The 19,049-nt window shown below is 73.0% G+C and carries 16 protein-coding genes; 6 read left to right on the plus strand and 10 right to left on the minus strand.

The window, feature by feature from the left end; genetic code table 11:
* The first annotated feature begins 2 nt into the window (after window positions 1–2).
* A complete protein-coding gene (gene argS / locus E1266_RS05500) occupies window positions 3–1,748 on the plus strand; it encodes an arginine--tRNA ligase (RefSeq protein ID WP_132044368.1) in 1,746 nt (581 codons plus the stop codon).
* 3 nt (window positions 1,749–1,751) lie between these two features.
* Here the strand turns inward: argS and E1266_RS05505 are convergent, their stop codons facing one another.
* From E1266_RS05505 to deoC, 6 genes are all read right to left on the minus strand, one after another.
* On the minus strand, window positions 1,752–2,681 hold the full coding sequence (locus E1266_RS05505) for an LLM class flavin-dependent oxidoreductase (RefSeq protein WP_243718243.1): 930 nt from the start codon (window positions 2,679–2,681) through the stop codon (window positions 1,752–1,754).
* Window positions 2,678–2,941, minus strand: a complete 264-nt coding sequence (locus tag E1266_RS05510; protein WP_132044370.1) for a DUF2630 family protein — start codon at window positions 2,939–2,941, stop codon at window positions 2,678–2,680. Before E1266_RS05510 ends, E1266_RS05505 begins: the two co-directional genes overlap by 4 nt.
* Window positions 2,931–3,794 (minus strand): hypothetical protein, encoded by an 864-nt coding sequence (locus E1266_RS37795; RefSeq protein WP_165965944.1) that lies wholly within the window; start codon window positions 3,792–3,794, stop codon window positions 2,931–2,933. The genes E1266_RS05510 and E1266_RS37795 overlap by 11 nt, the downstream gene beginning before the upstream one ends.
* A gap of 82 nt (window positions 3,795–3,876) precedes the next feature.
* Window positions 3,877–4,746, minus strand: coding sequence for an aldehyde dehydrogenase family protein (locus E1266_RS05520; RefSeq protein WP_132044372.1), 870 nt, complete (start codon window positions 4,744–4,746; stop codon window positions 3,877–3,879).
* Complete coding sequence (locus E1266_RS05525) at window positions 4,739–6,181, minus strand: aldehyde dehydrogenase family protein (protein ID WP_207945439.1); 1,443 nt, start codon at window positions 6,179–6,181, stop codon at window positions 4,739–4,741. Before E1266_RS05525 ends, E1266_RS05520 begins: the two co-directional genes overlap by 8 nt.
* 3 nt (window positions 6,182–6,184) lie before the next feature.
* Complete coding sequence (deoC, locus tag E1266_RS05530) at window positions 6,185–7,114, minus strand: deoxyribose-phosphate aldolase (RefSeq protein ID WP_132044374.1); 930 nt, start codon at window positions 7,112–7,114, stop codon at window positions 6,185–6,187.
* 107 nt (window positions 7,115–7,221) lie between these two features.
* Between deoC and E1266_RS05535 the strand changes: the two genes are divergently transcribed.
* Genes E1266_RS05535 through E1266_RS05545 form a run of 3 tightly spaced genes read left to right on the plus strand, consistent with a single transcriptional unit; the run spans window position 7,222 to window position 9,532 of the window.
* Window positions 7,222–7,626 (plus strand): GntR family transcriptional regulator, encoded by a 405-nt coding sequence (locus E1266_RS05535; protein WP_132044376.1) that lies wholly within the window; start codon window positions 7,222–7,224, stop codon window positions 7,624–7,626.
* On the plus strand, window positions 7,623–8,501 hold the full coding sequence (locus E1266_RS05540) for an ABC transporter ATP-binding protein (protein ID WP_132044378.1): 879 nt from the start codon (window positions 7,623–7,625) through the stop codon (window positions 8,499–8,501). Before E1266_RS05535 ends, E1266_RS05540 begins: the two co-directional genes overlap by 4 nt.
* Window positions 8,498–9,532, plus strand: a complete 1,035-nt coding sequence (locus E1266_RS05545) for an ABC transporter permease subunit (RefSeq protein ID WP_132044380.1) — start codon at window positions 8,498–8,500, stop codon at window positions 9,530–9,532. Before E1266_RS05540 ends, E1266_RS05545 begins: the two co-directional genes overlap by 4 nt.
* On the opposite strand, the gene E1266_RS05550 is transcribed toward E1266_RS05545, so the two are convergent.
* Together E1266_RS05550 and E1266_RS05555 are read right to left on the minus strand one after the other, a co-directional pair.
* A complete protein-coding gene (locus E1266_RS05550; RefSeq protein ID WP_132044382.1) occupies window positions 9,529–10,599 on the minus strand; it encodes a hypothetical protein in 1,071 nt (356 codons plus the stop codon). The genes E1266_RS05545 and E1266_RS05550 overlap by 4 nt on opposite strands.
* Window positions 10,600–10,653: 54 nt before the next feature.
* The gene (locus E1266_RS05555) at window positions 10,654–11,412 is read right to left on the minus strand and encodes an IclR family transcriptional regulator (protein ID WP_132044384.1); all 759 of its coding nucleotides are present in this window, start codon (window positions 11,410–11,412) and stop codon (window positions 10,654–10,656) included.
* Window positions 11,413–11,621: 209 nt separating this feature from the next.
* Between E1266_RS05555 and E1266_RS05560 the strand changes: the two genes are divergently transcribed.
* Both E1266_RS05560 and E1266_RS05565 read left to right on the plus strand, forming a co-directional pair.
* Window positions 11,622–13,601, plus strand: a complete 1,980-nt coding sequence (locus E1266_RS05560) for an acyl-CoA dehydrogenase family protein (protein WP_132044386.1) — start codon at window positions 11,622–11,624, stop codon at window positions 13,599–13,601.
* 249 nt (window positions 13,602–13,850) lie between these two features.
* On the plus strand, window positions 13,851–14,678 hold the full coding sequence (locus E1266_RS05565) for a methyltransferase domain-containing protein (RefSeq protein ID WP_132044388.1): 828 nt from the start codon (window positions 13,851–13,853) through the stop codon (window positions 14,676–14,678).
* 298 nt (window positions 14,679–14,976) lie between these two features.
* Here E1266_RS05565 and E1266_RS39820 read toward each other — a convergent pair whose 3' ends face one another.
* A complete protein-coding gene (locus E1266_RS39820; RefSeq protein WP_279436303.1) occupies window positions 14,977–17,895 on the minus strand; it encodes a helix-turn-helix transcriptional regulator in 2,919 nt (972 codons plus the stop codon).
* 42 nt (window positions 17,896–17,937) lie between these two features.
* Complete coding sequence (locus E1266_RS05575; RefSeq protein WP_132044390.1) at window positions 17,938–18,972, minus strand: CoA transferase; 1,035 nt, start codon at window positions 18,970–18,972, stop codon at window positions 17,938–17,940.
* Between the last annotated feature and the right edge of the window lie 77 nt (window positions 18,973–19,049).

Genomic DNA, 19,049 nt, shown 5'->3' on the forward strand with positions numbered 1-19,049 from the left:
ACATGTCCGATCCGCAACTCGTACTCGCCGCCCGGGTCCAGGCCGCGCTCAGCGCCGCCTTCGGACCGTCGTACGCGGACACCGACCCGGTCATCCGGCCGTCGCAGTTCGCCGACCTTCAGGCCAACGTGGCGCTGCCGCTGGCCAAGAAGCTGGGCCGCAAGCCGCGAGACGTGGCCCAGGAGATCGTCGCGAACCTCGACACCGCCGGTGTCGTGGCGGACGTCCAGGTCAGCGGGCCGGGCTTCATCAACCTGACGCTGAGCGACGCGTGGATCGCCGGCGAGGCGCAGCGGACGCTGGAGGACGAGCGGCTCGCCGTCCCCGCCGCGGAGAAGCCGCAGAAGGTCGTCGTCGAGTACTCCTCCCCGAACGTGGCGAAGGAGATGCACGTCGGGCACCTGCGGACCACGATCGTCGGGGACGCCATCGCGCGGATCCTGGACTTCCTCGGCCACGACGTCGTCCGCGACAACCACGTCGGCGACTGGGGCACCCCGTTCGGCATGCTGATCGAGCACCTGCTCGACCTCGGCGAGGAGGCCGCCGCGCGGGGCGACTCGTCCGTCAGCGACCTGACCGCGTTCTACCAGGCCGCGCGGGAGAAGTTCGACGGCGACCCCGGGTTCGCCGACCGGTCCCGCACGCGGGTCGTCAAGCTCCAGGCGGGCGACCCGGAGACGCTGCGGCTGTGGCAGGTCCTCGTGGACGTGTCCAAGCGGTACTTCAACGACGTCTACGGGCGGCTCGGCGTCACGCTCACCGACGACGACATCAAGGGCGAGAGCTTCTACAACGACCTGCTCGCCCCAACCGCCCGGGAGCTGGAGGAGAAGGGCATCGCGGTGATCAGCGACGGGGCGCTGTGCGCGTTCCCGCCCGGCTTCACCGGCCGCGAGGGCGAGCCGCTGCCCGTGATCATCCGCAAGAGCGACGGCGGCTACAACTACTCCACCACCGACCTCGCGACGATCCGGTACCGGGTCGACACCGAGCACGTGGACCGCATGATCTACGTGGTGGGCGCGCCGCAGTCGCTGCACTTCCAGATGGTGTTCGCCGTGTCGCGGATGGCCGGCTGGCTGGACGACGAGGTCAAGGCGGAGCACGCCCAGATCGGCAACGTCCTCGGCACCGACGGCAAGATCCTGCGGACCCGCGCGGGCGGCACCGTCAAGCTCTCCGAACTGCTGGACGAGGCGGTCGAGCGGGCCGGCGCCGTGTTCGACGGGATCCAGCACGACGAGCCGTTCGACGACGCCACCCGGGAGGCGATCGTCCGGGACGTCGCCATGGGCGCGGTGAAGTACGCCGACCTGTCGGTCGCCCGCGACAGCGAGTACATCTTCGACTTCGACCGGATGATCTCGTTCAACGGCAAGACCGGCCCGTACCTGCAGTACGCGGCGGCGCGGATCCGGTCGATCTTCCGCAAGGGCGGGCTCGCGCCGGAGGACGCCACGGGCCCGATCGTCGTCGGCCACCCCGCCGAGCGGGCGCTGGCGCTGGAACTGCTCGGCTTCGGCGCCGTCCTCAAGCAGGCGGGCGACACCGCCGAGCCGCACCGCCTGGCCGGCTACATCTACGCGGTCGCGGACGCCTACACGACCTTCTACGAGAACTGCCCCGTCCTGAAGGCCCCGGACGACGAGACCAGGGCCTCCCGCCTGGCCCTGTGCGCCGCGACCCTCCGCACGCTGGTGACCGGCCTGTCCCTCCTGGGCGTCCCCACCCCCGAACGCATGTGACGCTCAGCCGGGGGTTCCAGGGGCGGCCCCTTGGGCGGACACAGCTCCGGAGCGCTCTTTGGCGACCTGTTCCCGGACGGCCGGGACGATCTCCAGGGCGAACTCCGCGAGCTGCTCTGGAGCCCCGGCGTACAGGAACGTGTCGACGCCGTGGCCGACGGCCAGTTCGGTGAGTTCGTAGATCCACTGGCGGGACGGGCCGTGCAGGAAGCCGCGGCTGCCCTGTCCGTCGATCGCGCCTTCCAGGACGTAGCCGCGGCGGACGTCGGCGGGGTCGCGGCCCGCGGCGGCCGCGGCGGCGTCGAGGCGCAGCTGCCCGTCGGCGAGCCGTTTCGGCGGGACGAGCGACGACGGCGCGAGCCAGCCGTCGGCGACGCGCCCCGCGAGGTCGATGCCGCGCGGGCCCGTGACGCCGAGCCAGATGCCGATCTGGTGCGCCGGCGCTGGGCCGCCCTGCACGGCCGTGAAGCGGTAGTGGTCGCCGTGGAGGCGCAGCCCGTTCTGGTCGCTCCAGTGCAGCCGGATGACCTGCACAGCCTCTTCGAGCGCGCGACGGGCCGCGGCGGCGCCGAGCCGCCCGCCCCCGTACGCCTCGACGCCCTCCCAGGCCGTGCCCGCGCCGAGGCCGAGTTCGACGCGGCCGCCGCTGAGCCGGTCCATCGTCGCGATGGCCTTGGCCAGCATGGCGGGCGGGCGCAGCGGCAGGCACGCCACCGCGGGCAGCACCCGGATGCGGGACGTGCCGGCCAGCACCGCCGCCATCAGCGCCGGCGCGTCCGCGGTGTCGCGGCGGTACGGCTGGTCGCGGACGCCGAGGAGGTCGAGGCCGAACCGGTCGGCGTCCTGCGCGGTGCGGATCAGCGGCGCGGCCATGTCCGGGGCGAGGGACACGCCGAACCGCAGCGGCCCGCGCCGCCGCCTCGCCGGGGTCACTGCAGGTAGCCTTCGACCTCGTCCGGCGGCCGGACCCGCTCGCCGCCGGGGTCGCCGCCGGCCTCCAGCCGGGCCCGGCGGCGGCGCAGCAGGTCCCAGCACTGGTCCAGCGCGACCTCGAGCGCCTCCAGCCGCCGGTGCTCCTCCTCGCGTCCCAGCTCGTCGCGCCGGTAGCGCTCGCGGAGCCGCTGCTCCTCGCCGACGTACTCGTCGATGCGCGCCAGGACGTCCCGCTCGTCCGGCGGCCCGTCAGCGGCCACGGTCGCCGGTTCCGGTGAGCCCGCTGAGGAACCCGCCGGTGGTCCGCGTCGAGTGCTGGAGCGGGCCGGTCTTCGGCTCCACGAGCGAGGACGCCGCCGGCTTCGCCCCGGACGCGGCGGGCTTCCGAGCGGTGCCGGACGACTTCGACCCGGTCGCCGCGGACGACTTCGACGCGCCGGTCCGGGCCGAGGCCGCCGACCTGGACCCGCCGCTCGCGGCGGACGTCCGGCGGGTCGTGCCCGATTTCGACGCCGTGGTCTTCGCGGTGCTCTTCTTCGCGGCGGTCTTGGTGCCGGTGCCCTTGGTGCCCGTGCTCTTCGTCGCCGTGCTCTTCGTACCGGTGCTCTTCGCGGCCGTGCTCCTCGTGCCCGTGCTCCTCGTGCCCGTGCTCTTGGTGGCCGTGCTCCTCGTGCTCGTGCTCCTCGTGGCCGTGCTCTTCGAGTTCGCCGGCCTGGCCGTCGTGGTGATGGCCTTCGCGGCCGCGTCCATCGCCTTCGCGGCGTCGGCCATCGCCTTGGTCGCGCTGGTCATCGCCTTCGTCATCGCCGTCATGGCCTTGGCGGACGAGGACGCCTTGGTCGCCAGCGACTTCATCTGCGTCGCGGCCGTCTTGGCCTCGCTCGCCGCCTTCGTGACCCGGGTCGCGGCCGCCGACGCCGAAGCCGATGACCGGCCGGACGCGGCCGGCTTCTTCGCCGTGCCGTTCTTCGCGGCCGTCGAACGGCTCGCCGAGGTCTTCGAGCTCGCCGTAGTCTTCGAGTTCGACCTGGCCGCCGACGTGCTCTTCGCCGCCGGTTTCCTCGCCGTGGTGGACTTTTTCGCAGACGCGGTCTTCGCGGTCTTGGTAGGCACTGATCTCCCCCCAGTGATGATCAGCCGAGGGGAGGTCTATTCCACCGAAAGCGACCCTCTACACACGCAGCGTCATCCGAGATCAGACGCCCACGGGATGCCAGACGGTCTTGGTCTCCAGGAACGCGGTCAGCCGGGCGGTTCCCGGCTCCGCGGTCCAGGCGGCGCCGTCCGGGCGCAGGACGCGCTTGAGGTTCCCCGCGGCGCGCTCCTCCAGGTCCGGGACGTCCCCGGGCGCCGCCCCGGTGAGGTCGACGGCGTTGACGTCCATGTGGTCGGCGAGCCACGGCGCGAGTTCGGCGCGGTGCCCGGTCAGGATGTTGACCACGCCGCCGGGCAGGTCGGACGTGGCCAGCACCTCGGCCAGCGTGATCGCCGGGAGGGGCGCCGGTTCGGACGCGACCACGACGGCGGTGTTCCCGGAAACGATCACCGGGGCCACCACCGACACGAGGCCGAGCAGCGGCGAGTCGGGCGCTACGACGGCGACGACGCCGGTCGGCTCGGGCGTGGAGAAGTTGAAGAACGGGCCGGACACCGGGTTCGCCGAGCCGGCGACCGCGGTGATCTTGTCGGCCCAGCCCGCGTACCAGACCCACCGGTCGACGGCGGCGTCCGCCTCGGCGGCGGCCTGCGACTTGCTCAGGCCCGTCTGCCGGAGTTCGGCTGCGAACTGGTCGCGCCGCCCTTCGAGCATCTCGGCGACGCGGTAGAGGATCTGGCCGCGGTTGTAGGCGGTCCGGCCGGACCAGCCGGGGAACGCCTTGCGGGCCGCGGAGACCGCGTCGCGGGCGTCCTTGCGGGACGCGCGGGACGCGTTGGCGACGAAACGGTCCTTGGCATCGGTGACCACGTACGACCTGCCGGATTCGGAACGGGGGAACGCGCCGCCGATGAACAGCTTGTAGGTCTTGCGCACGGCGAGGCGCTCGGATCCTGTCTTGTCAGGCACTGAGGTAGCCCTCCAGTCCGTGGCGTCCGCCCTCGCGGCCGAACCCCGATTCCTTGTAGCCGCCGAACGGGGAGGCCGGATCGAACTTGTTGAAGGTGTTGGCCCAGACCACGCCGGCGCGGAGCCGCTGCGCCGTCCAGAGGATCTGCGAGCCCTTCTCCGTCCAGATCCCGGCGGAGAGGCCGTAGGGCGTGTTGTTGGCCTTGGTCACGGCCTCCTCCGGCGTCCGGAACGTCAGCACCGAGAGGACGGGCCCGAAGATCTCCTCCCGCGCGATCCGGTGCGACTGCGCGACGTCGGTGAAGATCGTGGGCGCGAACCAGAACCCCTGGGCGGGCAGTTCGCAGGGCGGCGACCAGCGCGCGGCGCCCTCCCGCTCGCCCGCGTCGGACAGCTCCCGGATCTTGGCGAGCTGCGCGGCGGAGTTGATCGCGCCGACGTCGGTGTTCTTGTCGAGCGGGTCCCCGACCCGCAGCGTCGCCATCCGGGCCTTCAGCCGCTCCAGCAGCTCCCCGGCGACCGACTCCTGGACCAGCAGCCGCGATCCCGCGCAGCACACGTGGCCCTGGTTGAAGAAGATGCCGTTCACGATGCCCTCGACGGCCTGGTCGAGCGCGGCGTCGTCGAACACGATGTTGGCGGCCTTGCCGCCGAGCTCCAGGGTGAGCTTCTTCCGCGTCCCGGCGACGACGCGGGCGATCTGCCGGCCGACCTCGGTCGAGCCGGTGAAGGCGACCTTGTCGATCCCGTCGTGCGCGACGAGCGCGCGGCCGGTCTCCCCCGCGCCGGTGACGATGTTGACGACGCCCGGCGGCAGCTCGGCCTGGCGGCAGATGTCGGCGAACAGCAGCGCCGTCAGCGGGGTCGTCTCGGCGGGCTTGAGCACGACGGTGTTGCCGCACGCCAGCGCGGGGGCGATCTTCCAGGCCAGCATCAGCAGCGGGAAGTTCCAGGGGATCACCTGGCCCGCCACGCCCAGCGGCCTCGGGTCGTCCCCGAACCCGGCGTGCCGCAGCTTGTCGGCCCACCCGGCGTAGTAGAAGAAGTGCGCGGCGACCAGCGGCACGTCCACGTCCCGCGACTCGCGGATCGGCTTGCCGTTGTCGATCGACTCCAGCACCGCCAGCTCCCGCGAGCGCTCCTGGACGATCCGGGCGATCCGGTACAGGTACTTGGCGCGCTCGCGCCCCGGCATCGGCCCCCACACCTTGTCGAACGCGCGGCGGGCGGCCTTGACGGCGCGGTCGACGTCCGCCTCGTCCGCGCAGGCGACGTCGGCGAGGACGGTCTCGTCGGCGGGGTTGATCGTCTTGAACGGCTCGCCGTGCCCGTCGGTGAACTCGCCGTCGACGAACAGCCCGTAGGAGCCGCGGATGTCGACGACGGAGCGGGACTCGGGCGCGGGCGCGTACTCGAAGATGTTCTCGGAAGCCATCGCTCAGTCCAGGGTGAAGTAGTCGGGACCGGAGTACACCCCGGTGGCCAGCTTGCGGCGCTGCATCAGCAGGTCGTTCAGCACGCTGGACGCCCCGAGCCGGAACCAGTCGGGCGTCAGCCAGTCCGGCCCGGCGGTCTCGTTCACCAGCACCAGGTACTTGATCGCGTCCTTGGTGGTGCGGATCCCGCCCGCCGGCTTGACGCCGACCTGCCGTCCCGTGGCCGCCCGGAAGTCGCGGACCGCCTCCAGCATCACCAGCGTCACCGGGAGGGTCGCCGCGGGCGACACCTTCCCGGTGGAGGTCTTGATGAAGTCCGCGCCGGCCCGCATCGCGAGCCACGAGGCGCGCCGCACGTTGTCGAGCGTGGCGAGTTCCCCGGTCTCCAGGATCACCTTCAGGTGCGCGTCGCCGCAGGTCTCCTTGACCGCGACGATCTCCTCGAAGACCTTGGCGTAGTCGCCGGACAGGAACGCGCCCCGGTCGATCACCATGTCGATCTCCGCCGCGCCCGCGGCGACCGCCGCGCGGGTGTCGGCCAGCTTCGCCTCCAGCGGCGCCCGGCCCGAGGGGAAGGACGTCGCCACGCTCGCGACGCCGATGCCCGTCCCCTCCAGCGCCCGGACGGCGACGCCGACCAGGTCGGAGTAGACGCACACCGCCGCGACCCGCGGCACCGACGCGTCGGCCGGGTCCGGATGCGCGGCCTTGGCGCACAGCGCCCGCACCTTCCCGGCGGTGTCGGCGCCCTCCAGGGTGGTCAGATCCACCATCGAGATCGCCAGGTCGATCGCCGCGGCCTTGGCCGTCGTCTTGATCGACCGGGTGGCCAGCCGCGCGGCCCGTTCCTCGGCGCCGACCCGGTCCACGCCCGGCAGCCCGTGCAGTTGGGCGCGCAACTCGGCGGCGCCGCTAAGAGTCTCCGTTGACACGCCCCCAGCATCGCCGAACTACGCCCCAGGCACAAAACGCCCACCAATCCGTTTCCAGGTTGACATCGGGGAGTACCAGATGCCTAAAGTACTAGCATCCTAGTTAAATGGAGGTGCCGGTGATCGAGTTCCATCTGGACTCCGGGTCCGGGGTGTCGCCCTACATGCAGCTCGTCCGGCAGGTGAAGCACGCGCTGCGGCTCGGCCTGCTGCGGGTGGGCGACCAGCTCCCCACCGTCAAGGACGTGGTGGCGCAGCTCGCGATCAACCCGAACACCGTGCTCAAGGCGTACCGGGAGCTGGAGCACGAGGGCCTCGTCGCGCCGCGTCCGGGCGTCGGGACGTTCGTGACGCGGACGCTGGCCGGCGACTCGCTCGCCGCGCACGGCCCGCTCCGCAAGGACCTGCAGCGCTGGCTGGCCAAGGCACGGCTCGCCGGGCTGGACGACGAGAGCATCGAGGCGCTGTTCATGACGACCTTTCGGTCCGCCGCACAGGAGGACATAGCATGACCGCGCTGCAGGCCGAGGGCCTGGGCAAGAGATACGGGAAGCGCTGGGCGCTCTCCGACTGCACCCTCGACCTCCCGGCGGGACGGGTCGTCGGCCTGGTCGGGCCGAACGGCGCCGGGAAGACGACGCTGCTGAACCTGGCGGTCGGCCAGCTCACGCCGACCGCGGGCAGCATCCGGGTCCTGGGCGGACGCCCCGCGAGCGGGCCGGAGCAGCTCGCCAAGGTCGGGTACGTCGCCCAGGACACGCCCACCTACGCCGGGCTGACCGTCGCCGAGCACCTGAAGCTCGGCGCACGGCTCAACCCGGGCTGGGACGACGCCCTCGCCCGGGACCGCATCGAGCGGCTCGGCCTGGACCCCGCGCGCAAGGCCGGGAAGCTGTCCGGCGGGCAGCGCGCCCAGCTGGCCCTCACGCTCGGCATCGCGAAACGCCCCCGGTTACTGGTGCTGGACGAACCGGTCGCCGCGCTCGACCCGCTGGCCCGCCGCGAGTTCCTGCAGGGCCTGATGGAGGCCGCGGTCGAGCACTCGCTCAGCGTCGTGCTCTCCTCCCACCTGGTCATGGACCTGGAGCGGACGTGCGACTACCTGGTCGTGCTCGTCGAGTCCCGCGTCCGGGTGGCCGGGGACGTCGACGACCTGCTCGCCGCCCACCACCGGCTGACCGGGCCGCGCCGCGACCCGGCGACCCTGCCCGCCGGCCAGGAGGTCGTGTCCGAGAGCCACACCGACCGGCAGAGCACCCTCATCGTCCGGACGGACGGGCCGATCCACGACCCCGCCTGGACGGTCGGCCAGATCGGGCTGGAAGACCTCGTCCTGGCCTACATGGCACCCTCCCCGTCCCGTCCGAGCCTGGAGGCGATCCGATGATCTGGCTGACGCTCCGGCAGTTCCGCCTCCAGGGCGCGGTCGTGTTCGCCGGCCTCGCCGTGCTCGGCGCCGCCCTGTTGATCACCGGGCCGGGCCTCGCGGACGAGTACGCCGCCGGGACCGCGTCCTGCGCCACCGAGAACGCGTGCGAGGAGTTCGCCCGGCAGTTCGTCATCGAGCACCAGGCCCTCTACGGCGCGCTGCTCGCCATCGTGGTCGGCCTTCCGGGCCTCGTCGGCGTCTTCTGGGGCGCGCCCCTGATCGCCCGGGAGATCGAGGCGGGAACGCACCGCCTCGCCTGGAACCAGAGCGTGACGCGCACCCGCTGGCTGGCCGTCAAGCTCGGCCTCGTCGGGCTGGCCTCCATGGCGGCCGCGGGGATCGCCGTCTTCGCCGTGGACCGGTGGTCCGACCCGCTCGCCGCGGCCGCGGCGCCCCGCTCCTCGCGGATCATGCCGCTGCTGTTCGACGCGCACGGCATCGCCCCGGTCGGCTACGCGGCGTTCGCTTTCGCGCTCGGCGTCACCGTCGGGGTGCTCGTCCGCCGCACCCTGCCGGCCATGGCGATCACGCTCGCGGTGTTCGCCGCCGTCCAGGTCGCGGTGCCGCTGTGGGTCCGCCCGCACCTCATCCCGCCGGAGCGCGGCACCGTCGCGATCACGTCCGGCAACCTGGACTCGCTGATGCTGCACAACGACAGCCTGACCGTGCGGACCCAGGCGGGGGCCGGGACCTGGACGCTGGAGAACCACACCGTCGACGCGTCGGGCCGCAGGGTCGACAAGCTGCCCGCCTCCATCGGCGCGGGCCCGTGCGCACCGCCGGGACCCGAGCCGGGCTCGGACGCGCCCCCCGGACCGGCGCAGGAATGCTTCGACGCGTTCGCGCAGCAGGGCTACAAGCAGTACGTGGTCTACCACCCGGCCGATCGCTTCTGGCCGCTCCAGTGGGCCGAGACGGGGCTGTTCGCCGTCCTCACCCTGGGGCTGACGGGGTTCTGCTTCTACTGGACGCGCCGCCGCATCTCCTAGAAGTCGCTGACCGCCACCGGTGCGTCGTTCGCGCGTCCCACGCCCCACATCGTGGACGCACCGGTCACGGCGACGCCGCCCAGCGTCACTCCGGCCGGGACGGCGACGGACTCCCAGGTGCCGCCGGTGCGGCGGTAGAGGTTCCCCGCCGCGGTGCTCGGATGCATCGCCGCCCACACGGTTCCCGCGCCGTCTACGGCGAAGCCGAGGAGCTGCCTGTCCGGGTTCCCGCTCAGCGGCCCGTCGATCACCGTCCAGGAGGTGCCGTCCCAATGCGCGAACCGGCCCCTTCCGGAGGCCCACACGTCGTCCGGCCCCAGCGGAACGACCTTGGTGATGCCCGGGTATTGCGCTCCGATGTCCGGCGGGGTCGTCCACGTCCAGGACGTGCCGTCGAAGCGCGCCACGGCGGGGTGGTAGGTGAACGGGTCCTCGGCCTGCCTCGCCCCGACCGCCCACGCGTCGTCCGGGGCGATGCCCTGGACGTCGCTGATATAAGCGTCCCCGCCGGGGAGGTCGAAGGCCTGCCAGGCGGCCCCGTCCCGCCGGTACAGACGCGGCGCACCCTGGTTGGGATCGTCCGCCTGGGCGATCCACGTACCGGCCGGGCCCGTGCTGAGCATCTCCACGGACGCGGAAGAGGGAGTCTCGACCCGCTGGAAGGACGAGCCGTCGAACTCGGCCAAGAAGGGGATATAGCCGTTGTCCGCGGCCTCACCCGCTATCCACGTCCGTCCCGCGCCGGACGTCACCTGTTCGATGGGGCCGTTGCCCTTCCAGCCGTTGATCGGGTACTCCCGCCAGGAGGAGCCCGTCCAGCGCCGGACGACCGGGTTGCCCGCGCTGAACAGGGCGCAGCGGTCGACCCACACCACGCAGACGACGCCCTGCCTGCCGGCGATCCACGCGCCGCCGGCGCCGTCCGAGGCGACGTCCTTCAGTTCGGTCCGCGGCCAAAGGAACGGGAGGGGCACGGTGTGCACGTCTTTCCCGGCCGCGTGCGCGGTCACGGGAAGGGCCAGCAGGGCGGCGCCCGCGATCGCCGCCAGAGCAGATCGAAGCCTCATGCGAGCACTATGCGGCAGCGGCCACGATGATGCCAGTGTCCACTGGCACAATTTTCAGGGGGTCAGCGTGAGCGTGCGCTGGATCTCGTCGGCGGTCGCGCGCATCCGGTGGGCGGAGCGCTCGACCCTGGCGAGCTTGGCGGGGCGGCAGGAGATCGCGAGGGCGCCGACGATGGTGCCGGTGGCGTCGGTGACCGGGACGGCTGCGCAGGCGGTGCCGAGGGCGTACTCCTCGCAGTCGTACTGCAGGCCGCCCGGCGATCCGAGGGACCGGAACAGCCGGCCCGGGTCGGTGATGGTGTGCGGGGTCAGGTCGACGAGCGGGTGCCGCGCCAGGTAGTCGCGGCGGCGCTCCTCGTCGAACTGGCTGAGCACGCACTTGCCGATCGCGGTGGCGTGCGCGGCGTCCTCGAAGCCGACCCAGACGTCGACGCGCGGGGCGCGCGGGCCGTCGGCGATGTCGATCAGGCGGATCTCGTCGTCCATGTGCATGCTGAAGTACGCCGCGACGCCCAGGTCGTCCCGCAGGTCCATCAGGGTGGGGCGGATGCGGGCCAGCAGCTGCTGCGCCCTGCTCTGCCCGTGCAGCGCCTCGACCCGCTCGCCCAGCACCCAGACGCCGTCCGGCAGGCGCGTCGCGTAGCCCTCGTGCGCGAGGGTGCGCAGCAGGTGGTAGGTGGTGGCGAGGGGCAGCCTCGCCTCCCGCGCGAGCTGCTTGGCGGGCGCGCCGCTCGGATGTGACGCGACCACTTCCATGAGCCGCAGGGCGCGCTGCACCGATGCGATGAGTGTGGGTTTGCGTGTCTCATCCATTACCCACAGCGAACCCCTCTGGCCTGGTTCGGTCAAGGCCTCGGCGACGGTCGTCCCATTGGATCACTCCTGACGTGCGCGTGCGGAGGGTTTCCCGATACCGCCTGGGGAATGGGCGCTCACATGTACGGGACTACTCAGAAGTACGACCGGGGCGTACCTTCGGGGCGGAGCCATGGCGCATCCGAGGACCCGCCCGAGGAGGACGCATGAGCCAGACCAGACCCTCGCGCGCCGACCGGCCCGCGCACGTGGACGAGCGGACCGCCCGGAAGGTCGCCGAGGAGGCGCGGGAGACCGAGTGGCGGCTGCCGAGCTTCGGCAAGCAGCTCTTCCTCGGGGACTTCCGCCTCGACCTCGTCCACCCGCATCCGCGGCCGGACGACGAGGCCCGCGGCAAGGGCGAGGAGTTCCTCGCGCGGCTCACCGAGTTCTGCGCCACGAAGATCGACCCGGCGCTGATCGAGCGGGAGGCGCGGATCCCGGACGACGTCATCGCGGGCCTGCGCGAACTCGGCGCGCTCGGCATGAAGATCCCCGAGAAGTACGGCGGTCTCGGCCTCAGCCAGCTCTACTACGGGCGGGCGCTGATGATCGCCGGGTCGGTCAGCCCGGCGCTCGCCGCGCTGCTGTCGGCGCACCAGTCCATCGGCGTCCCGCAGCCGATCAAGATGTTCGGGACGCCGGAGCAGAAGGACGAGTGGCTGCCGCGCTGCGCCCGGCAGATCAGCGCGTTCCTGCTCACCGAGCCCGACGTCGGCTCCGACCCGGCCCGGCTGCGCGCCACCGCCGTCCCCGACGGCGACGACTACGTCCTCAACGGCGTCAAGCTGTGGACGACCAACGGCGTCGTCGCCGACCTCGTCGTCGTCATGGCGCGCGTCCCGAAGCAGGACGGGCACCGCGGCGGCATCTCCGCGTTCGTCGTGGACATGGCCACGCCCGGCATCACCGTAGAGAACCGCAACGCGTTCATGGGGCTGCGCGGCATCGAGAACGGCGTCACCCGGTTCCACGACGTCCGCGTCCCCAAGGCGAACCTGGTCGGCGAGGAGGGCGCGGGCCTCAAGGTCGCGCTGACCACGCTCAACACCGGGCGGCTCTCGCTGCCCGCGATCTGCGCGGCGAGCGGCAAGTGGGCCGCCAAGATCGCGCGGGAGTGGTCCCGGGAGCGGGTGCAGTGGGGCCGGCCGGTCGGCGAGCACGAGGCCGTCTCCCGCAAGATCGCGTTCATCGCGGCGACCGCGTACGCGATGGAGGCGATGCTCGACCTGTCCAGCCAGCTCGCCGACGACGAGCGCAACGACATCCGGATCGAGGCGGCGCTGGCGAAGCTGTGGTCGTCGGAGATGGCGTGCCGCGCCGCCGACGAGCTGATCCAGCTGCGCGGCGGCCGCGGCTACGAGACGGCCGAGTCGCTCGCGGCGCGCGGCGAGCGCGGGGTGCCCGCCGAACAGTTGTACCGCGACCTGCGGATCAACCGGATCTTCGAGGGCTCCACCGAGATCATGCACCTGCTGATCGCCCGGGAGGCGGTGGACGCGCACCTGTCGGTCGCCGGCGACATCATCGACCCGGAGGCGTCCGCGGGGAAGAAGGCGCGGGCGGCGGCGAAGGCGGGCGGGTTCTACGCGCGCTGGCTGCCGACGCTGGTCACCGGGGCCGGGCAGCGCCCGAAGTCGTACGCCGAGTTCGGGGCGCTGGCGCGGCACCTGCGGTTCGTCGAGCGGTCGTCCCGCAAGCTGGCCCGGTCGATCTTCTACGCGTCGGGACGCTGGCAGGGCGGGCTGGAGCGCAAGCAGGGCTTCCTCGCCCGGATGGTCGACATCGGCGCCGAGCTGTACGCGATGAGCGCGGTGTGCGTCCGCGCGCAGGCCGACTCGTCCGCGGACGGCCCGCTCGCGAGCGCCGGGGCGGGCGGCGAGGGTCCCGCCACGGCGCCCGGCAAGTCGGCCGTGCTGCTCGCGGACGCGTTCTGCCGGCAGTCGCGCGTCCGGGTCGAGGAGCTGTTCGACGGGCTGTGGCGCAACACCGACGCGATGGACGCGAAACTGGCCCGCGCCGTCCTCAAGGGCGACTTCGCCTGGGTGGAGGAGGGCGTGCTCGACCCGTCCATCCCCGGGCCGTGGATCGCGCCGTCCGAGCCGGGCGCGAGCGAGAAGGAGGACGTCCACCGCACCATCGGCTGACCGGGCTGCCGGGCCGGGCGGCCGACCAGGGCGGTTGACCAGGGCGGTTGACCAGGGCGGTTGACCAGGGCGGACGGGCCCGCGCGCGCCGTGCGGCGCGCGGCGCGCGGTCACCGCGGGGCGTCGGCCGCCCGCGCCTGGGTAGACTGGCCCGGCTTCGCGCCAGAGATCGGACCGTCCGAGCGGATCAGGTCATTCGATCCGGCGAGCGAGAATCCGAGCGCCCACGCACCCAGCGAGCGGGAAGTAATGCATTCACCTGGTCAGAAGAAGTCCATCGCAGGAACCCTCCTCAACCTCGTCGGCAGCAGGCCGAAGAGCGCCGGCGCCGCGCCGCCGCCGGGGGGAGGCGCGGACGGGGACGTCGTCCAGCCCGCCGCCGGGGAGGGCGCGCTGGAGAACCACCTCGGCGGGGACGAGGCCCGCAACTACCGCAAGTACGAGTACGAGACCGTCGCGCCGCACGTCGGGCGGTCCATGCTGGAGGTCGGCTCGGGTCTCGGGCACTTCTCCGAGCAGTTCGCCGGGCGCCTCGACTACCTCGTCGTCAGCGACAACGACCCGTACTGCGTCGGCGAGCTGCGCAAGCGCTACGACGGCAGCGAGGACGTCGAGGTCATCGACCTGGCGCTGCCCGCGGACATCGCGATCCGGCGGAAGGTCGACACCGTCGTGATGATGAACGTCCTGGAGCACATCAAGGACGACGTCCAGGCGCTGCGCGACCTCGCCGCCGTCACCGAGCCCGGCGGCCGGATCGTCATCTGGGTGCCCGGCTACATGCAGCTCTACGGGGACTTCGACCGCAAGGTCGGGCACGTCACCCGCTACACGCCGAAGACGCTGGAGGCGTCGGTCCGCGCGGCGGGCCTCGTCCCCGAGGTGCTCAAGCCGATCAACTTCCTCGGCGGGATCGCCTGGTGGTTCGCGGTCCGCCGCGGCGGCGCCGGCTACCCCGACCCGAAGCTCGTCAAGATCTACGACCGGACGGTCGTGCCGCTCACCCGCACCATCGAGCGCGTGGTCAAGCCGCCGTTCGGGCAGACGGTGTTCTGCGTCGCCCGCGTGCCGCGCTGACGCGCCCGCGGGCACGGCCGCGACGGCGGGAACGGGGACGGGTCACGGAACGTGACCCGTCCCCGTCGCTTTTTTCCAGCGCCGCGAACGGTATGTCGTCCCACGCCGCACGGCCCCCCGACCGCGAAACTGTGCAGTGGCCGGAACGATGACGGGCCGCCTCTCCGGGCGGCGGAGCACCGCCTGCTTCCGCGGGACGTCACCGCGAAGGCCGGCCACGAAGTTCCCGTGTGGTCCGACGGTTCGGGGGCGGGGGTCCTGCGGAGGGGAGATCCCCGCCACCGAATCAGCCGGCCGATCAGCCGACCGGGGTGCCGTTCCGCTCGGCCGGGACCGCGAACAGCGACAGGCGGTGCGCGGTAGCCGCGGCCTCGCCGCGGTTGGCCACGTCCAGCTTCCCGAGGATGTTGGACACGTGCACGCTGGCGGTCTTCACCGAGATGAACAGCGCCTCGGCGATGTCGCGGTTGCTGCGGCCCTCCGCGACCAGGCGCAGCACCTCGTACTCGCGCGGCGTCAGCCCCAGCGGCGCCGCGGACTCGCCGCCGCGGGCCGAGCGGGTGCGGCGCAGCAGGTCGGCGACGCGTTCGCCGAGCGGGACGGCGCCGAGGCCGTCCGCCAGCTCCGCCGCGGTGCGCAGCCGGGCCGCCGCCGCGTCGTGGTCGCCGTCCGCCAGCGCGGCCCGCGCGGCGTTGAGCAGCGCGCACGCCCGGCGGTACGGGTTGCCGAGCGCCTCCCACGCCGCCGCGGCCTCCTCCCACGCGGCGAAGTCGAGGACGCCGCGGGCGCGGGCGGCCTCGGCGGCGAACGTCAGCCGGTGCACCTTCTGCAGCGGGCCGAGGACCTTGAGCCCGGCGGCACGTTCCTCGATGCGCCGCAGGTCGTCGGCGGCGGCGTCGCCGAGCTCCGCGCAGATCGACGCGCCGGTGACCAGCGCGGGCCACGCGTAGCGGGCGTCGTCGGGAAGGCCGGCGTGGTCGAGGACGGGACGGACCGCGTCCAGCCCCGCCTCGGGGCGTCCTTCCGCAAGCGCGACGTTGGCCTCCAGCCAGAGGGTGGTGAAGTAGTCCTGGGTCTTCAGCCACTTCATCTTGAGGTTCATGATCTCGCGGGAGCCCGCCAGCCGCTTCCGCGCGGTGGGCAGGTCGCCGCGCGCCAGCGCGAGCCAGCCGGACAGGACGAGCAGCGACGTCCTCGTCGTCACGGCCGGCTCCTGCTCCATCGCCTGGTTCAGCACGGCGGTCGCCTCGTCCCACCGGCCGAGCGAGACCAGCGGCTCGGCCGTGTTGATGGACAGGGACGTCCCCTGCGTGCGGGCCACGCCGTACTCGCGGGCGAGCTCGATGCCGCGCCCGGCGACCGCGGCGGCCTCCTCGTGCCGTCCCGCGCCCTCCAGGAAATGCGACTTGATCACGTGGAAGCGCAGCAGGACCCGCTGGTCGCCGGTGCTCATCGCCGTCCGGTCGATCTCGGCGAGGTACTCTTCGCCGAGGTAGTCGACGTCGGCGCAGAACTGAGTGATCAGCGCCTCGGCCTCGGTGACCGGGTCGCCGAGCGCGCGGGCGACCGCGAGCGCCTCGGCCGCCGCGTTGCGCGCCTCGTCGATCTCGGGGGTGAGGCGGACGTAGTTCCCCAGCGTGGACAGCGCCCGCGCGCGCAGCGCCGTCGGCGGGTCGGCCGGCAGCATCGCCACGGCGGACCGCAGGTCCTCGACGAAGCCCGGGCGCGCCATCTGGTACCGCATGCGCCCGCGCAGTTCGAGCAGCATCGCCACGCGGGCGGGATCGTGGCCGCCGCCCCGCTCCTGAACGGCCTCGACCTCGCGCAGCGCGGCGGTGACGAGCTTGATGCCGCGGTCGTACTCGCCCGCCTCGTCCGCGGCGGCCGCGGCCTGCTCCAGGACGGTGACGTGGTCGGCGCCGATGCGTTCGGCCGCGTCCGGGACCCGGTCCCACAGTTCGAGGACCCGCGACAGCATCGCCAGGCATTCGGCGTAGGCGAGGGCTTTGCGCGCGTCGGCGGCGGCCCGCCACGACGCGGCAAGCGCCCACGTGCTGTCGTGGGCGGACTTCCAGTGGTGGCTCAGCTCGACCCATAGCCGCCCGGACGGAACGAGCCCCGGGTCGCTCTCCAGCGCCTCGGCGTAGCGGCGGTGGAGCCGCGTGTGCTCGCCCGGCAGCAGGTCGTCGTGGATGACCTCGCGGATCAGCGCGTGCCGGAACGCGTAGCCGTCACCGTCCACGACGAGGACGTTCGCGGCGACGGCGGGACGCAGCGCGCGGGTCAGCCCGCCGTCGCCGAGGCCGGTGACCGCCGACAGCAGCGCGTGCTCGATGCGCGTGCCGCCGCCGCTCGCGTCGCGCAGCACGTCCTGCGTCTCGTCCGGGAGCCGCTGCACCCCGGCGAGCAGCAGGTCGCGCAGCGACTCGGGCAGCTCGCTCGCCAGCGTGCCGTCGTCGTCGAGCAGCGCCTCGATGAACAGCGGGTTGCCCTCGCTGCGCACGGCGATCCGGTCGACCAGGCCGTGCGGCGGCGTCCCGCCGAGCAGCTCGGTCACGAGCGCGGCGATGTCCGCGCGGGTCAGCGGCGCGATCTCCGCGCGCCGGACCCGGTCGACCCGCTCCAGCCCGGCGAGCAGCGGGCGCAGCGGATGGCTGCGGTGCAGCTCGTCCGACCGGTACGTCACCACGATCAGGATCGGCGCGGTGCCGAGGTTGCGGATCAGGAAGGCCAGCAGGTCGCGGGTGGAGCGGTCGGCCCAGTGCGCGTCCTCGACGACCAGCACGACCGGGCCGCGCTCGGCCAGCCGCTCCAGCAGCGTGAGCATGACCTCGAACAGCCGCGCGCGCTCCTCCCCGGACGCGGCGTCGCTCTCCGGCTCCCCGAACTCGGGCAGCAGCCGGGCGAGGCCGCCGGTGTCGCCGCGCGGCACGAGCCCGGCGACCCCGTCGGTGCCGATGTCGCGGACGAGGTCGCGCAGGACGGTCGTGAACGGCGCGAACGGCAGGCCGTCGGAGCCGAGTTCCAGGCAGCCGCCGGCGAGCACCCGCGCGCGGCCGTCCACGGACCGGGCGTACTCGCGGATCAGCCGGGTCTTGCCGACACCGGCGTCACCGCCGATGAGCACGGCCCCGGGTGCGGCGGCGAGCGCGTCCTCCAGTTCCGCCAGCTCGGCGGATCTGCCGACCAGGACGGGACTCATCGCACGTGGGCTCACGTCCCCAGCATGCCAAACGGGTCGGACATATCCACCTGAATTTCAGGCCGTGCGGCTCCGCCAGGTCTGCCCGCGATGCTCGTCCGGCTCGGCGACGGGGCCTTCGGCCAGCGGCGGGTGGACGGTCGTCCGCACCGGCCCCTCCTCCTGCACCGCACGCCGCCGGAAGTGGTCGAGTCCCAGCATCTCGGCGTGCGACAGCACGGGCGCGACCGGCGCACCGGCCGCGGTCAGCAGCTCGACGGCCTCCGCCCGGGTGAGCTTCGCCACCGCCGCGGTCACGGCCCCGTCCAGCTCCCCGATCCTGCTCAGCCGCTCGATGAAGGGGACGTCCGCGTGCTCGCCGATCCCGAGGGCGTGGCACGCCGCCTTCCAGAGCCGGTCTTCGGAGACGACCCCGAGCGTGATCTTCTGGCCGTCCTTCGTCGGGTAGACGCCGTAGCCGGGGACGGGCCCCGCCCCCGACCGCTGCGTCGCCTCCGGGACGGTGCCGACCCAGTGCGCGAGGACGTCCGCCATCCCGAGGTCGATCCGGTCGCCGGCCCCGGTGGCCCGCGCCTTCAGGCAGGCCGCGGTGATCGCGAAGGCGGCCATCGTCGCGGCGGCCATGTCCGCCACCGGAAGCTCGTCGGCCTCCGGCGACACGGCGTCCGGCGGCAGCGCACTCGCGTACGCGCGGTAGTTGATGTCGTGCCCGGGAACGTCCGACAACGGCCCATCGGCGCCGTAGCCGGAGATCGAGCAGTAGACGAGCGCGGGGTTGAGTTCGCGCAGCGCCCCGTACCCCACGCCGAGCCGGTCGGCGACGCCCGGCCGGAACCCCTCAACGAACACCTCTGCTCCCTCGGCGAGCTCCAGGCACCGCGCAAGCCCGTCCTCGGACTTGAGGTCGAGCACCATGCTGCGCTTGTGCCGGTTGAGGACGTCGAAATGGCTCCGGAACATCCGCATCGGCTCCCCGCGGGGCGGCTCGACCTTGATCACGTCCGCCCCGAGCTGGGCGAGCAGCTGCGTCGCGTACGGCCCGGGCCGCCACATCGTCAGATCGAGAACCCGCAGCCCGTCCAGCAGCCCCATGCCCACCTCCGCCGTCCCACCCGCACCACGGTGCCGCCCCCGCGGGACCCCGTCAAGCGAACGCTTGCTCGTTGTTG

Source organism: Actinomadura sp. 7K534 (genome assembly GCF_004348575.1).
Lineage (GTDB): Bacteria > Actinomycetota > Actinomycetes > Streptosporangiales > Streptosporangiaceae > Spirillospora > Spirillospora livida.